The 14,793-nt window shown below is 69.0% G+C and carries 12 protein-coding genes; 10 read left to right on the top strand and 2 right to left on the bottom strand.

What is annotated here, in order from left to right:
* Positions 1-240: 240 nt before the first annotated feature.
* The 3 genes from hpf (at position 241) to AC5Y6X_RS22310 (ending at position 5,434) form a co-directional block, all read left to right on the top strand.
* Positions 241-939, top strand: coding sequence for a ribosome hibernation-promoting factor, HPF/YfiA family (hpf, locus tag AC5Y6X_RS22320; protein WP_420715906.1), 699 nt, complete (start codon positions 241-243; stop codon positions 937-939).
* Positions 940-1,024: 85 nt separating this feature from the next.
* Complete coding sequence (secA, locus tag AC5Y6X_RS22315) at positions 1,025-3,838, top strand: preprotein translocase subunit SecA (protein WP_499989239.1); 2,814 nt, start codon at positions 1,025-1,027, stop codon at positions 3,836-3,838.
* 45 nt (positions 3,839-3,883) lie between these two features.
* A complete protein-coding gene (locus tag AC5Y6X_RS22310; RefSeq protein ID WP_324678459.1) occupies positions 3,884-5,434 on the top strand; it encodes an HD domain-containing phosphohydrolase in 1,551 nt (516 codons plus the stop codon).
* Between the two features lie 9 nt (positions 5,435-5,443).
* On the opposite strand, the gene AC5Y6X_RS22305 is transcribed toward AC5Y6X_RS22310, so the two are convergent.
* Positions 5,444-7,174, bottom strand: coding sequence for an ATP-binding cassette domain-containing protein (locus tag AC5Y6X_RS22305; protein WP_499989418.1), 1,731 nt, complete (start codon positions 7,172-7,174; stop codon positions 5,444-5,446).
* 230 nt (positions 7,175-7,404) lie between these two features.
* Here AC5Y6X_RS22305 and mddA point away from each other — a divergent pair, with 230 nt between their 5' ends.
* The 3 genes from mddA (at position 7,405) to AC5Y6X_RS22290 (ending at position 9,911) form a co-directional block, all read left to right on the top strand.
* Positions 7,405-8,169: a methanethiol S-methyltransferase gene (gene mddA, locus AC5Y6X_RS22300; protein WP_499989237.1), complete on the top strand. Its 765-nt coding sequence runs from the start codon at positions 7,405-7,407 to the stop codon at positions 8,167-8,169.
* 97 nt (positions 8,170-8,266) lie between these two features.
* Positions 8,267-8,749: a cation:proton antiporter regulatory subunit gene (locus tag AC5Y6X_RS22295; RefSeq protein ID WP_324678453.1), complete on the top strand. Its 483-nt coding sequence runs from the start codon at positions 8,267-8,269 to the stop codon at positions 8,747-8,749.
* Between the two features lie 4 nt (positions 8,750-8,753).
* Positions 8,754-9,911 (top strand): cation:proton antiporter, encoded by a 1,158-nt coding sequence (locus AC5Y6X_RS22290; protein WP_499989234.1) that lies wholly within the window; start codon positions 8,754-8,756, stop codon positions 9,909-9,911.
* 3 nt (positions 9,912-9,914) lie between these two features.
* On the opposite strand, the gene AC5Y6X_RS22285 is transcribed toward AC5Y6X_RS22290, so the two are convergent.
* Positions 9,915-10,424, bottom strand: a complete 510-nt coding sequence (locus AC5Y6X_RS22285) for an Rv3235 family protein (RefSeq protein ID WP_499989232.1) — start codon at positions 10,422-10,424, stop codon at positions 9,915-9,917.
* Between the two features lie 194 nt (positions 10,425-10,618).
* Here AC5Y6X_RS22285 and AC5Y6X_RS22280 point away from each other — a divergent pair, with 194 nt between their 5' ends.
* From AC5Y6X_RS22280 to AC5Y6X_RS22265, 4 genes are all read left to right on the top strand, one after another.
* Positions 10,619-12,025, top strand: coding sequence for a WS/DGAT/MGAT family O-acyltransferase (locus AC5Y6X_RS22280; RefSeq protein WP_499989229.1), 1,407 nt, complete (start codon positions 10,619-10,621; stop codon positions 12,023-12,025).
* 38 nt (positions 12,026-12,063) lie between these two features.
* On the top strand, positions 12,064-12,933 hold the full coding sequence (gene ppk2, locus AC5Y6X_RS22275; protein WP_499989226.1) for a polyphosphate kinase 2: 870 nt from the start codon (positions 12,064-12,066) through the stop codon (positions 12,931-12,933).
* Complete coding sequence (locus AC5Y6X_RS22270) at positions 12,930-13,442, top strand: DUF6912 family protein (protein WP_499989225.1); 513 nt, start codon at positions 12,930-12,932, stop codon at positions 13,440-13,442. Before ppk2 ends, AC5Y6X_RS22270 begins: the two co-directional genes overlap by 4 nt.
* Positions 13,443-13,603: 161 nt before the next feature.
* A complete protein-coding gene (locus AC5Y6X_RS22265; RefSeq protein WP_499989224.1) occupies positions 13,604-14,746 on the top strand; it encodes a ferredoxin reductase in 1,143 nt (380 codons plus the stop codon).
* The last annotated feature ends 47 nt before the right edge of the window (positions 14,747-14,793 follow it).

Raw genomic sequence — 14,793 nt, 5'->3', positions numbered from 1 at the left:
GAGATCAACGTTCAGGAACTCACGAGGACCTACTGGTCTGACTCACTGGTCGCGATGTTCAGGTTGATACGCCACATGCGGAGGGGGTGAGTATCCGACACCTTGCACCGGCGGGCTGCCTGCGGCGGCGATCGCTTCAACCCGCTCCCACCCCGTCGGTGCGTCTTCAAAGAAAGCCGGCACGCAGGGCGCGTGCGACGTGAAAAGAGAAACGAGTTGTCACGTATGTCAAGGCTCACCGTGGATTCCGGTCAGATTCTGGACCAACCTCCGGTTGAAACCGACGCGCAGGAACCGACGACGACCGCCGAGGTCGTGTTCAAGGGCCGCAACGTCGAGATTCCCGATCACTTCCGCGTCTACGTCTCGCAGAAACTCGCCCGCTTGGAGCGGTTCGACAAGACCATCTACCTGTTCGACGTCGAACTCAAGCACGAACGCAACCGTCGCCAACGCAAGTCCTGTCAGCGCGTGGAGATCACCGCCCGCGGCCGCGGGCCGGTGGTCCGCGGCGAGGCGTGTGCCGACAGCTTCTACGCCGCGCTGGAGGGCGCGGTGGACAGGCTGGAAAGCCGGCTGCGCCGCGGCAAGGACCGCCGCAAGGTGCACTACGGGGAGAAGACCCCGGTCTCCCTCGCCGAGGCCACCGCCGTCGGCCCGCCGCCCAAGGCCTCCAACAACAAGGCATCCAACAACAGCGAGCCGGAGGAGCCGCACCGCCACGACGGCGCGGATCTCGAGGACCGCGCCGACCACGAGCCGGGGCGCATAGTCCGCACCAAGGAGCACCGCGCCACCCCGATGTCGGTCGACGACGCGCTCTACGAAATGGAGCTCGTCGGGCACGACTTCTTCTTGTTCTACGACAAGGAGAGCGAGCGGCCGTCCGTCGTCTACCGGCGGCACGGCTACGACTACGGGCTGATTCGGCTGGCTTGAGCTCGCCTTGCTAGGGGGCGACCACCGCGTCGTCCCCTACGATGGGAGTCGCTCTTAACAAGACTCCGATCGTAGGGACATAGCTGTGCTGTCGAAATTGCTGCGCCTCGGTGAAGGTCGCATGGTCAAGCGCCTCAAGAGGGTGGCCGACTATGTCAGCACCCTGTCTGACGACGTCGAAAAGCTCACCGACGCCGAGCTGCGGGCCAAGACCGACGAGTTCAAGAAGCGCCTGGCGGACGGGGAAAGCCTGGACGACCTGCTGCCCGAGGCGTTCGCCGTGGCCCGCGAGGCCGCCTGGCGGGTGCTCGACCAGCGCCCCTTCGACGTGCAGGTAATGGGCGCCGCCGCGCTGCACCTGGGCAACGTCGCCGAGATGAAGACCGGTGAGGGCAAGACCCTGACCTGCGTGCTGCCGGCCTACCTCAACGCGCTGGCCGGCAACGGCGTGCACATCGTCACTGTCAACGACTACCTGGCCAAACGCGACAGCGAGTGGATGGGCCGGGTGCACCGCTTCCTGGGCCTGCAGGTCGGGGTGATCCTCGCGCAGATGACGCCCGACGAGCGCCGGGTGGCCTACAACGCCGACATCACCTACGGCACCAACAACGAGTTCGGGTTCGACTACCTGCGCGACAACATGGCGCACTCGCTGGACGACCTGGTGCAGCGCGGGCACAGCTACGCCATCGTCGACGAGGTCGACTCCATCCTGATCGACGAGGCGCGCACCCCGCTGATCATCTCCGGGCCCGCCGACGGCGCGTCGAACTGGTACACCGAGTTCGCCCGGCTGGCGCCGCTGATGCAAAAGGACGTCCACTACGAGGTGGACCTGCGCAAGCGAACGGTCGGCGTGCACGAGAAGGGCGTCGAGTTCGTCGAGGACCAGCTCGGCATCGACAACCTGTACGAGGCCGCCAACTCGCCGCTGGTCAGCTACCTCAACAACGCGCTGAAGGCCAAGGAGCTGTTCAACCGCGACAAGGACTACATCGTGCGCGACGGCGAGGTGCTCATCGTCGACGAGTTCACCGGCCGCGTGCTCTACGGCCGCCGCTACAACGAGGGCATGCACCAGGCCATCGAGGCCAAGGAGCACGTGGAGATCAAGGCCGAGAACCAGACGCTGGCCACCATCACGCTGCAGAACTACTTCCGGCTCTACGACAAGCTCGCCGGCATGACCGGCACCGCCCAGACCGAGGCGGCCGAACTGCACGAGATCTACAAGCTCGGCGTGGTCTCCATCCCGACCAATAAGCCGATGATCCGCACCGACCAATCCGACCTCATCTACAAGACCGAGGAGGCTAAATACATCGCGGTGGTCGACGACGTCGCCGAGCGCTACGAGAAGGGCCAGCCCGTCCTGATCGGCACCACCAGCGTCGAGCGCTCGGAATACCTGTCGCGGCAGTTCCAGAAGAAGCGCATCCCGCACAACGTGCTCAACGCCAAGTATCACGAGCAGGAGGCGGGCATCATCGCCGTGGCCGGCCGGCGGGGCGGCATCACCGTGGCCACCAACATGGCCGGCCGCGGCACCGACATCGTGCTGGGCGGCAACGTCGACTTCCTCACCGACCAGCGGCTGCGCGCCGCCGGTCTCGACCCGGTGGAGACGCCCGACGAGTACGAGGCGGCCTGGCACGAGGAGCTGCCCAAGGTGAAGGAGGAGGCCGGCGCCGAGGCCGAAGAGGTGATCGAGGCCGGCGGCCTGTACGTGCTGGGCACCGAGCGCCACGAGTCGCGCCGCATCGACAACCAGCTGCGCGGCCGCTCCGGCCGGCAGGGCGACCCGGGCGAGTCGCGGTTCTACCTGTCGCTGGGCGACGAGCTGATGCGCCGGTTCAACGGCGCCGCCCTGGAGTCCTTGTTGACCAGGCTGAACCTGCCCGACGACGTGCCGATCGAGGCCAAGATGGTCACCCGCGCGATCAAGAGCGCCCAGACCCAGGTCGAGCAGCAGAACTTCGAGGTCAGAAAGAACGTCCTCAAGTACGACGAGGTGATGAACCAGCAGCGCAAGGTCGTCTACGCCGAGCGCCGCCGCATCCTGGAGGGCGAGAACCTCAAGGATCAGGCGCTGGACATGGTCCGCGACGTCATCACCGCCTACGTCAACGGCGCGACGGCCGAGGGGTACGCCGAGGATTGGGACCTGGACGCGCTCTGGACGGCGCTCAAGACGCTCTACCCGGTCGGCATCAGCCACGAGGCGCTGACCCACCACGACGAGGACTCCGAGCGCGACGACCTCACCCGCGAGGAGCTGCTCGAGGCGCTGCTCAAGGACGCCGAACGGGCTTATGCCGCAAGGGAAGCCGAGCTCGAGGAGATCGCCGGCGAGGGCGCCATGCGTCAGCTGGAGCGCAACGTGCTGCTCAACGTCATCGACCGCAAGTGGCGCGAGCACCTCTACGAGATGGACTACCTCAAGGAGGGCATCGGGCTGCGCGCGATGGCGCAGCGCGACCCGCTGGTGGAGTACCAGCGCGAGGGCTACGACATGTTCATGGCCATGCTCGACGGCATGAAGGAGGAGTCGGTCGGCTTCTTGTTCAACGTCACGGTCGAGGCGGCGCCCGCCCCGCAGGTCGCCCCGGTGGAGGCGCCCGAAGGACTCGCCGAGTTGGCAAGTGAGCCCGCGCCCGCCGCGGTGCGTGAACAGGCTCCAACCGCCCTGCGCGCCAAGGGGATTGACGACGAGGCGCCGGCGCTGACCTATTCCGGCCCGTCGGAGGACGGCTCGGCGCAGGTGCAGCGCAACGGCGGCGGCGCGGCCAAGACGCCGGCCGGCGTGCCCGCCGGTGCCAGCCGGCGCGAGCGGCGCGAAGCCGCGCGGCGGCAGGGCCGGGGCGCCAAGCCGCCGAAATCGGTGAAGAGGCGCTAGCCCGACGCCGCCGGGCCCGACCAGGTCCAGAAAGGGGCGAGTCCCATGCCCTTCGGCGGTGCCGTGTCGCGGACCGAGGTTCTGGCGGCGTTGTCGTTGGCGGTCGACCTCGGGCTCGGCCAGCCGATGGACCACATGCTGCGGTCGGCGACGATGGGCACCAGGCTGGCCCGGCGGCTCGGGCTCGGCGAGCGTGAGTGCGGGACGGTTTTCTACACGGGCCTGGTGATGTGGATCGGGTGTCACGCCGACTCCCACGAGTACGCGCGGTGGTTCGGCGACGACATCGCCATGAGACATGACAGCCACTTCATCGACTGGTCCGGCCCGGCGTACCGGCGATTTCTCCTCGGCAATCTGGGCCGCGGGTCGACGCTGCCGCAACGAGCCAAGCTGGCCGCCAAACTGTTCCTGGACGCACGCGGGAATCTGGGCGCGCTGGTGCAGTCGCATTGCCTGTCGGCCGCATTGCTCGCCGAGGAGATCGGCCTGGGCGCGGACGTATGCGAAGCGCTGCCCTACGCGTACGAACGGTGGGACGGCAGCGGTCTGCCCGCCGGGGCCGCCGGGTCCCGGATACCCGCGGCGATGCGGGTGGCGCAGCTTGCCGACATCGCCGAGGTGCACCACCGCGCCTACGGCGCGAGCGCCGCGATCGCGGAGGTTCGCCGTCGCAGCGGCAAACAGTTCGACCCGGACATCGTCGCGGTGTTCACGGCGGTCGCCGACGAGTTGCTGCGCGACGACGAAGACGTGTGGTCGACCGCCGCCACCCTGGCGCCGGACCCGGGCGAGACGCTGAGCGGCGCCGCGCTGGACCGGCTCCTGCTCGCGATGGGCGACTTCGTGGACTTGAAATGCCCGTTCACGCTTGGCCATTCGCGCGCCGTGGCCGAGTTGGCGGAGAACGCCGGGAAATGTGCCGGGCTGCCGGCCGACGAGCTCGACGTTCTGCGCCGCGCGGGCTACGTCCACGATCTCGGCCGGATCGGGGTGTCCAACCGGGTGTGGGAGAAGCCGGGTGAACTGACCGACGCCGAACGCGAGCGGGTGCAGATGCATCCGTATCTGACCGGCAGGATCTTGGCCCGGGTCGGTGGACTGAAGGCCGTCCGGGAGGCCGCGGTCAATCATCACGAACGACTGGACGGGTCGGGCTATCCCAACGGCCTGCGCGGCGACGACCTGTCCGTTCGCGATCGGATACTTGCCGCCGCCGAAAGCTATTGCGCCTCAACGGAGCCGCGACCGTATCGTGATGCACTGGATGACGCCGCCGCGGCCGGCCGGCTGCGAAGCGAAGCCGCCCGCGGCCGCCTGGACGGCGACGCGGTCGAGGCCGTGCTGGAGGCCGGGGGCCACCGGCCGTCGCGCAGGGCGCCCCGGCCGGCGGGATTGACCCGGCGCGAGGCCGAGGTATTGCTGCATGTCGCGCAGGGACGATCCAACCGGGAGATCGCCTCGGCCCTTTGGATTTCCGAGAAGACCGTCCGCAATCACGTGGAGCACATCTACGCCAAGATCGGGGTCTCGAACCGGATCGGGGCCAGCCTGTACGCGACGCGGCACGGCCTGACCGGAAGCGTGCTCGACTAGGGCACGCGGTCAGCGCGACGATGCGCCGGGCCGGGATCGCCGGTCCAGGACCCACGCGGTTGCCAGCGTGAGGGCGACGGCGAACGAGGCGAGCGCGATGAGGCTGGCGGTGGTCCCGCCCTCAAAGGTATTGCGGTAGGCCGACATCGCCGGCAGCGCGGTGGTGTAGCGGTCAAGCTCCAGGTCGCGACCCAACGCATCGAAGGCGTGGCGGTTGGACAACACGAGGCTCATCAGGCGCCCGGGAGTGGCCATCTGGTCGACGGGCACGATCGCGCCACCGAACAGAACCTGCGGGAAGCACAGCATCGGCAGGGCAAGGGCGGCCTGCGCGGCGTTGGACACCGCGGCCGAGGCGAGAAGCCCCAGGGCCAGCGCCGAGGTGGCCTCGACCACGATCGTCGCGAACAGCAAGCCGTACACGTCCCATCCGACGGCGGGCAGCCGGCCGAGCACCCGCAGCACGACCAGCAACACCGCGCTCACTCCCGCCAGAACCGGAAGCAGCGCAGTCACTTTCGACGCCACGTAGGCGCCCACGCTGAGCCCGGCCAGACGTTCGCGCCGGAAGACGGCCATCTCCCCGACGATCTGGAGCAGGCCGTAGGTCAGGCCGAAGAAGAAGCCGTCGAACGCGATCCAGAACACGATCTGCGCCGGACCGACGCCGGCCGCGCTGCCCGGATCGAACGCGCCGCGCTTGAACAGCGTCGCCATCATCGCCGTCACGAGCACCGGCGAGCCGAGCAGGATCGCGAGGGTCAGCCGGTTGCGGGCGAGAACGTCGACGTTGCGCCGGGTGAGTAGCCACCATTGCCGGACCGCGCCGGTGCGCTTGATGTCGGAGCGGGCGGACGGGACCTGCTGGCGGGGTGACCCGGGCCGGGTGTTCGACCTCAGGCGGCTTTCGGCGAATCGCTCCGCCCAGATCTGCGGGGTGTCCTCCCCGGCCAGGCGCTCGTACACGTCGGCGAGGTCGTGGACGCCGAAGTAGTGCCGCGCCACGGCCGGGCTGCCGGCGAAGGCCAAGTGTCCGTCGCGAGCCAGGAAGACCACCCGGTCACACCGGTCGATCCCGGCCGGCTCATGCGTCGTGAGAACGACGGTGACCCCGCGCCGGGTGAGCCGGCGCAGCAGGCGCATCACCTCGGCCGCCGTCGAGGGATCGAGCCCCGACGTGGGTTCGTCGAGGAAGAAAAGCCGCGGCCGGGTCAACAGCTCGACGGCGATGCTGGCCCGCTTGCGTTGACCGCCGGACAGCGCGCGCACCGGTACGTCGGCCCGATCCGCCAGGTCGAGGTCCCGCAGGGTCTGCTCCACGATCCGCTCCGCCTCGGCCGCGGATGTGCCCGCGGGCAGCCGCAGCCGCGCCGCGTAGCGCAGCGTGCGGCGCAGCGGCATCTCGAGGTGAATGATGTCGTCCTGCGGCACGTAGCCGACTCGGGAGCCGGCGCTGACGTGGCCGCCGAGAGCGACGCCGTCGTGCCAGAGTTTCCCGGCGGACGGCGGTTGCAGTCCCGCGAGGATCTCCAGCAGCGTGGTCTTCCCCGCGCCACTGCCGCCGGCGATGGCGACCAATTCGCCGGGTTGCACCGAGAGCGACAGTTTGTGCAGGATCTGCCGTCCACCGGCGCGCCGGCTGATGTCGATCGCGTCGACGCGCCCGCCGTGTGGCGCCTTGGCTGCCTCGCTTGATCGCGGAGTGCCGGGCCGCTCGATGGTCGCTGTGCTGCATGTCATTTCGGTCATGATCCGGCTCCGTTGCTTTCTCGAGGTGGCTTTGTCATGGCCGATCATCGGTCCGGCGCTGCCGCGGCGGCATGGGGCGTTTGCCTCAAATCCCGAAAGCCACGACGGCCGCGCCGCCAATCGCAGTAGTCAAAATTGACTAGCGGCTGGCCGCCCGCAGATCCCGAAGATGAGGCAAATGACCTATATGCGGACGTGTCCGTGAGGCGCACAATCAGCTAATGAAGCGCTACTTGATCATCGGTTACGGCGCCGGTGCTTACCTGCTATTTCTCGCCGCGTTCTTGTATCTTGTCGGTTTCCTCGGCAACCTCTGGGTGCCGCGATCCGTCGACCACGGGCTGCCCGGGTCGTTCGGCCAGGCGGTGCTGATCAACGTCCTGCTCCTCGCCGCGTTCGGCGTCCAGCACAGCGTCATGGCGCGGCCGGCGTTCAAGGCACGCTGGACGCGGCTGGTGCCGCCGGCCATCGAGCGCAGCACCTACGTGGTGCTGTCCAGTGCGGTGCTGGTGCTGCTCTACTGGCAATGGCGGACGATGCCCGCCGTCATCTGGGACGTGTGGCAGCCGGCCGGGCGCACGGCGGTGTGGGCGTTGTTCTGGCTCGGCTGGGCGATCGCGCTGGCCTCGACCTTCATGGTCAGCCACTTCGACCTGTTCGGCCTTCGCCAGGTGTACCTGGCGTGGCGCGGAAAACCGTACAGCCACATAGGTTTTCACTCTCGAATGCTGTACAAGGTGGTGCGCCACCCGCTGATGCTGGGCTTCTTCATCGCCTTCTGGGCGGCACCCACCATGACGGCCGGGCACCTGCTCTTCTCGATCGTGATGACGAGCTACATCCTGATCGCGGTGCAGCTGGAAGAACGCGACCTGGTCGAGGTGCTGGGCGACGAATACCGCGACTACCGCAGGCAAGTGCCGATGCTGCTGCCCCTGAAGCGCCCGGCGCACACGCACCCCACCCAGGCGGCGCCGCAGGGCTGACCGCCGGGGAGGTCACCGGCCGGCGCCAACACCGGCCGGATATGAGGTTGGCCGGTGTCGCTTCTCTTCGGCAGGCGTTTCGTCAAGGATTGACTCCATGGACGTCAAGGAGGTCTTGCTGCCGGGCGTCGGTCTCCGCTACGAATTCGTCAGCCACAAGGGTGACCGGATCGGCATCATCGCCCGCCGCGGCGGCGACTTCGACATCGTCATGTACGGCCCCGACGACCCGGACCAGGCCCGCCCGGTCTTCCGCCTGACCGACGAAGAGGCCGACACCGTCGCGCAGATCCTGGGCGCGCCCCGGATCGCCGAGCGGTTCACCGAGCTGACCCGCGAAGTGCCCGGACTCGAGGCGGGCCAAGTCCACATCCGGGCGGGCGGCCCGTACGTGGACCGGCCCCTGGGGGACACCCGGGCGCGCACCCGGACCGGGGCGTCGATCGTCGCGATCGTGCGCGACGAAGACGTGCTCGCCTCGCCGGGCCCGGCCGAGACGCTACGCGCGGGCGACGTGCTGATAGTGATCGGCACCGAGGAAGGCATAGCCGGGGTCGAACAGATCGTCGACAAGGGCTGAGTCGGTGCAGATTTCGGAGGCGCTGCTTTTTCAGCTCGGCGCCCTCCTGGCCGCGCTCGCGCTGCTGGGCACCGTCGCACGCCGAATCGCGTTGTCCCCCATACCGCTTTATCTGCTGGCGGGTCTTTCCCTGGGCAAGGGCGGCATCTGGCCGGTGGCCGCCGCGGGTGAGTTCATCGCGACGGGCGCGCCCATCGGCATCGTCCTGCTGCTGCTGACGCTGGGTCTGGAGTTCTCGGCAACCGAATTCGCCAGCAGCCTGCGTCACCATCTGCCGTCGGCCGGCGTCGACGTGGTGTTCAACGCCGCGCCGGGCGCGGTGGTCGGCTGGCTGCTGGGCCTGGACGGCGTGGCCATCCTGGCGCTGGCCGGCGTCACCTACATCTCCTCGTCGGGCGTCATCGCCCGCGTGCTGGAGGACCTCGGCCGGCTCGGTAACCGCGAGACGCCGGCCGTGCTGTCGGTGCTGGTGCTCGAGGATTTCGCGATGGCCGCCTACCTGCCGCCGTTCGCGGTCCTGGCGTCCGGGGGCACCTGGGTGGAGGCCGTCGCCGGCATGATCCTCGCGGTCGGCGCGCTGATCGCGGCGTTCGCCGCGTCGTATCACTGGGGGCATCATTTCGGCCGGCTGGTGGCGCACCCCGATTCCGAGCAACTGCTGCTGCGGGTGCTGGGGGTCACGCTGATCGTCGCCGCCCTGGCCGAGTCCCTGCACGCGTCGGCCGCCGTTGGCGCGTTCCTGGTGGGGCTCACCCTGGCCGGTGAAACCGCGGACCGGGCGCGCCGGGTGCTGGGCCCGCTGCGCGATCTGTTCGCCGCGATCTTCTTCCTGGCAATCGGCCTGTCGGTCGACCCGCACGAGTTGCTTCCGATGCTTCCGGTGGCCGTCGCGCTGGCCGCCGTCACCGCGGCGACCAAGGTGGTCACCGGGGTGTTCGCCGCCCGGCGCGACGGCGTGGCGCGCCGCGGGCAGCTGCGGGCGGGCACGGCGCTCGTCGCCCGCGGCGAGTTCTCCCTGGTCATCATCGGATTGGTCGGCACCTCGGTGCACGGCGTGGCCGCGCTGGCGACGTCGTATGTGTTCGTCATGGCGATCGTGGGGCCGCTGCTGGCCCGCCTCGCCGGCGGCCCGTCGCCGGCGGGCGCCGCACCGGCTGCCTAACCCTCACCCGATGTGCAGGGCGACCACCAGCCATCGCGCGCCCGCGGTCCGTTCGACCCGGCACGCGATCGCGTGGACGCGGTCACCGCGGCTGTAGCAGCCGAAGACCTCGGCCGCGGTTGCGGGGTGCCCGACCGGTTGCAGCCGCGTCCGGCGCAGCACCGCGGCTCCCGCCCGCCCGGCCGGCGCGCGCCCGACCGACAGGACGGTGTCGACCAGGCCCGGCGCCAGCAGCGGCCGCAGCTGGGCCGGCGGCCGGCGCCGGTCGATGACCTCCAGCACGCGGCGCAGGGCGGCGTCCGCGAAGGTCGCCGCCTGACGCATCGACGGGGACAGCGGCGGGGCCGCTTCCGGGCGCGGCACACGCCCGGCGCGGCGCGGCGCCGGGCGCGACGCCGGCCGGCACGGGGCGACGTTCCGCGGCACGCTTTGGCTTGCGGGCTCGTACTCGACGACGGGCGTGACGGCGAAGGCGTCGCGCCGGGCCGGGCTCGCGGCGGGGCTAACGGTCAACGGGCACTCTCCAACTCGGCGATCGGACGCAGGAGCCTGCTGGAGAGTGGGCAGACAATTGTTTTTAGGGCGCTCGTCGCCGTCGCGCAATTCGGTCTGCTCGTACCCGTGCAATGCCGCGCCGGGAGCCGGGCGATTACCGTGGGCGGGTACGTCGGCGCAGCAACGAATTTGACAAGGAGCACACGGCCGCAATGGTGACCCGGTTGTCCCCTACGGACGCGTCCTTCTACCGGTTGGAAAACACCGCGACCCCGATGTACGTCGGATCGCTGTCCATCCTTCGCCGTCCGCGCGCCGGGCTGAGCTACGAGACGCTGCTCGCCACCGTCGAGCAGCGGCTCGCCCAGATACCGCGCTACCGGCAGAAGGTTCGCGAGGTGATCGGCATGGCGCGGCCGGTGTGGATCGACGATCCCGACTTCGACATCACCTTTCACGTCAGGCAGTCGGCGCTGCCATCGCCGGGCAGCGACGAGCAGCTGCACGAGCTGATCGCGCGGCTGGCCGCCCGCCCGATCGACAAGTCGCGGCCGTTGTGGGAGATGTACCTCGTCGAGGGCCTGAACAAGAATCGCGTGGCGCTCTACACCAAATCCCATCAGGCGCTCATCAACGGCATGACCGCGCTGGAGATCGGCCACGTCATCGCCGACCGGTCGCGGCGCCCGCCGCCGTTCCCCGAAGACATCTGGGTGCCCGAGCGCGACCCCGGCAACACCCGGCTGGTGCTCGGCGCGCTGAGCGACTGGGTCATGGGGCCGGGAGCGCAGCTGCAGGCCGTCGGGTCCGCGGTGGCCGGGCTGGCGACGAACTACGGTGAACTGCTCGACGCCGGTCGCCGCGTCGTCGATTTCGCGCGCACGCTGGCGCGCGGCACCGCACCCAGCAGCCCGCTCAACGCCCGGGTCTCGCGCAACCGGCGGTTCACCGTCGCCCGCGGCAATCTCGAGGACTACCGGACGATCCGGGCCCGCTACGACTGCGACGTCAACGACGTTGTGCTGGCCGTGATCGCCGGCGCGCTGGGCAACTGGCTGCTGTCCCGCGGTGAGGCGGTGGCGCCGACCGCGACGATCCGGGCGATGGCGCCGCTGTCGGTGTACGCCGACGGTCAGCTCGACTCCACCGGCCCGGGCCAGACGATGAGCGAGGTCGCCCCGTTCCTGGTCGACTTGCCGGTGGGGGAGGGCAACCCCGTGGTGCGGCTGTCGCAGATCGCGCACGCCACCGAGTCGAACCCGACGGCCGCCAGCCTGGTCGACGCGCGAACCATCGTCACGCTGTCGGGGTTCGCGCCGCCCACCCTGCACGCCATGGGCATCCGCGTCGCCGCCGGATTTCCCGCGCGCCAGTTCAACCTGCTGATCACCAACGCCCCCGGCGCCCAGTCGCAGATGTATGTGGCCGGCACCAAACTCCTGGAGACCTATGCCGTGCCCCCGCTGCTGCACAACCAGGCGCTGGCCATCAGCGTGACGTCCTACAACGGCATGCTGTATTTCGGGATCAATGCCGACCGCGATGCGATGAGCGATGTCGACCTGCTGCCTGGGCTGCTGAATCAAGCACTCGAAGAGCTTCTGGAAGCTTCCCGGTAAAGCAGTCGAAATCGCTGTGTGGATATAGCATTCGTGATGTGAGCACTGTTACGAACAACGACGCATCGGCGAAGGCGAAGGCGAGCAAAGAGAAATCGGGCTCGCGGGCCGTGCGCAAGATCTCCAACGAGGTCTATCAAGCCGAATTGTTCCGGCTGCAAACGGAATTCGTGAAATTGCAGGAGTGGGTGCGGCACTGCGGCGCCCGCGTCGTGGTCATCTTCGAGGGTCGCGACGGGGCGGGCAAGGGCGGTGCCATCAAACGGATCACCGAATATCTCAACCCCCGGGTGGCCAGCATCGCGGCGCTGCCCTCGCCGAGCGACCGGGAACGCGGCCAGTGGTACTTCCAGCGCTACATCGCCCATCTGCCCGCCAAGGGGGAGATCGTGCTCTTCGACCGGTCGTGGTACAACCGCGCCGGCGTCGAGAAAGTGATGGGATTCTGCACGCCGCAAGAGCATGCCCTGTTCTTGCGGCAGACGCCGATCTTCGAGCAGATGTTGATCGACGACGGGATCCTGCTGCGCAAGTATTGGTTCTCGGTTTCCGTAGAGGAGCAGTTGCGCCGGTTCAAGGCGCGACGCAACGACCCTGTGCGGCAATGGAAACTGAGCCCGATGGACCTGGAGTCGCTGTATCGGTGGGAGGACTATTCGCGCGCCAAGGACGAGATGATGGTGCACACCGACACCCCCGTCAGCCCTTGGTATGTCGTGGAATCCGACATCAAGAAGCACGCGCGGCTCAACATGATGCACCACCTGCTGTCCACGATCGAGTACACCGACGTGGAGCGGCCCAAGGTGAACCTGCCCAAGCACCCGTTGGTCAGCGGCAACTACCGCCGCCCGTCGCGTGAGCTGTCCACGTACGTGGACGACTACGCGGCCACGCTGATCGGATGATGCGGGTCTACATCCCGGCCACGCTGGCGATGCTGCAGCAACTCGTCGCCGACGGCTCGTTGCGGCCGGTCAACGGCACCGCGTTCGCGGTGACGCCGAGGTTGCGCGAGGCCTACGCCGAGGGTGACGACGACGAGCTCGCCGACGTCGCGCTGCGCGAGGCCGCGCTGGCGTCGCTGCGCCTGCTGGCGACCCAGCACGCCGAGGGAGCCGACCAGCCGGTGCGCCCGCGGCGCGCGGTGCTGTCCGCAGAGGTCGGTGACGTTCAGCTCCGGCCCGACCTGGACGACGCCGTCGTCAGGCTGAGCGGACCCGTCGAGATCGACCAGGTGATCGCCGCATACGTCGACACCGCCGGCGCGGAGGAGGCCATCACCAAGGCCATCGCGGCCATCGACGCCGCCGACCTGGGTGACGAGGACGCCGACCTGATCGTCGGCGACGCCCAGGACCACGACCTGGCCTGGTACGCCAACCAGGAGCTGCCTTTCCTGCTCGACCTGCTCTGACTCGAATCCGACGCGAATCTGGCCGAAGTTGTGACGCATTCGCCGCCCGCGAGCCTGGATACGGTTGCGTAGGTTACGGTACCGTAGCTTCTTGTGATGGGCTGTGTACCCGCCCTCAACGTGAGCGGAAGCCAAACCCGCGCCATGAGCAGGAGCTTCCTATGAGCAAGCAGCAAGCATCGATCGCCGCCAACGTGGTGGAGACCAAACGCCCCACCGTCGTCGGGGCGGAGCGGCACCCCGGCTGGCACGCGCTGCGCAAGCTCGCCGCGCGCATCACCACGCCGCTGCTGCCCGACGACTACCTGCACCTGGCCAATCCGCTGTGGTCGGCGCGGGAGCTGCGGGGCCGGATCCTCGACGTCCGACGCGAGACCGAGGACTCCGCGACGCTGGTGATCAAACCGGGCTGGGGGTTCAGCTTCGACTATCAGCCGGGTCAGTACATGGGGATCGGCCTGCTGGTGGACGGGCGCTGGCGCTGGCGGTCGTATTCGCTGACGTCGAGCCCCTTGACCTCGGCGTCGGCGCGCACGGTGACCGTCACCGTCAAGGCGATGCCCGAGGGCTTCCTGTCCAGCCACCTGGTGGGCGGCGTCGAACCGGGGACCATCGTGCGGCTGGCCGCGCCGCAGGGGAATTTCGTGCTGCCCGACCCCGCGCCGCCGTCGATCCTGTTCCTCACCGCCGGGTCGGGGATCACGCCGGTGATGTCGATGCTGCGCACGCTGGCGCGCCGCGACCAGATCACCGACATCGCGCACCTGCATTCGGCACCCACCCGATCCGAGATGATGTTCGGCACCGAGCTGAGTGCGCTGGCGGCCGACCGGCCGGGCTATCGCCTGCAGGTGCGCGAGACCCGCAGGCAGGGCCGGCTCGACCTCGGTTCGCTCGATCAGGAGGTGCCCGACTGGCGGGAACGTCAGACCTGGGCCTGCGGCCCGGAGGGCCTGCTGAACCACGCCGAGCGGGTCTGGTCGGCGGCGGGCATTCGCGACCGGTTGCACCTGGAGCGCTTCGCGGTGCCCAGGGCCGCCCCCGCCGGCGCCGGCGGGACCGTGACGTTCGCCCGCAGCGGCCGCTCCGTCGCCGCCGATGCCGCGACGTCGCTGATGGACGCGGGTGAGGGCGCCGGGGTGCAGATGCCCTTCGGCTGCCGCATGGGCATCTGCCAGTCGTGCGTGGTTAGCCTGGTGGAAGGCCACGTTCGCGACCTGCGAACCGGCGCCGAACACGATCCCGGGACCCGGGTTCAGACGTGTATTTCCGCCGCTTCGGGTGATTGCGTGATCGACATCTAAAGGCTACTCACAGGTAACCTACGGAATCGTAGGTTACGATAGCGTAG

The organism is Mycobacterium sp. NGS26, assembly GCF_059813025.1.
Note: the sequence above shows the minus strand (reverse complement) of the source record. Positions and strands in the feature narration are given on the sequence as shown.

Coding starts and splice junctions, on each gene's coding strand:
- AC5Y6X_RS22295 (WP_324678453.1), top strand. CDS start 8,267: ATGGACGTCAAGGAGGTCTTGCTGCCGGGCGTCGGTCTCCGCTACGAA.
- AC5Y6X_RS22265 (WP_499989224.1), top strand. CDS start 13,604: ATGAGCAAGCAGCAAGCATCGATCGCCGCCAACGTGGTGGAGACCAAA.
- AC5Y6X_RS22270 (WP_499989225.1), top strand. CDS start 12,930: ATGATGCGGGTCTACATCCCGGCCACGCTGGCGATGCTGCAGCAACTC.
- AC5Y6X_RS22280 (WP_499989229.1), top strand. CDS start 10,619: ATGGTGACCCGGTTGTCCCCTACGGACGCGTCCTTCTACCGGTTGGAA.
- AC5Y6X_RS22310 (WP_324678459.1), top strand. CDS start 3,884: ATGCCCTTCGGCGGTGCCGTGTCGCGGACCGAGGTTCTGGCGGCGTTG.
- AC5Y6X_RS22305 (WP_499989418.1), bottom strand. CDS start 7,174: ATGACATGCAGCACAGCGACCATCGAGCGGCCCGGCACTCCGCGATCA.
- mddA (WP_499989237.1), top strand. CDS start 7,405: ATGAAGCGCTACTTGATCATCGGTTACGGCGCCGGTGCTTACCTGCTA.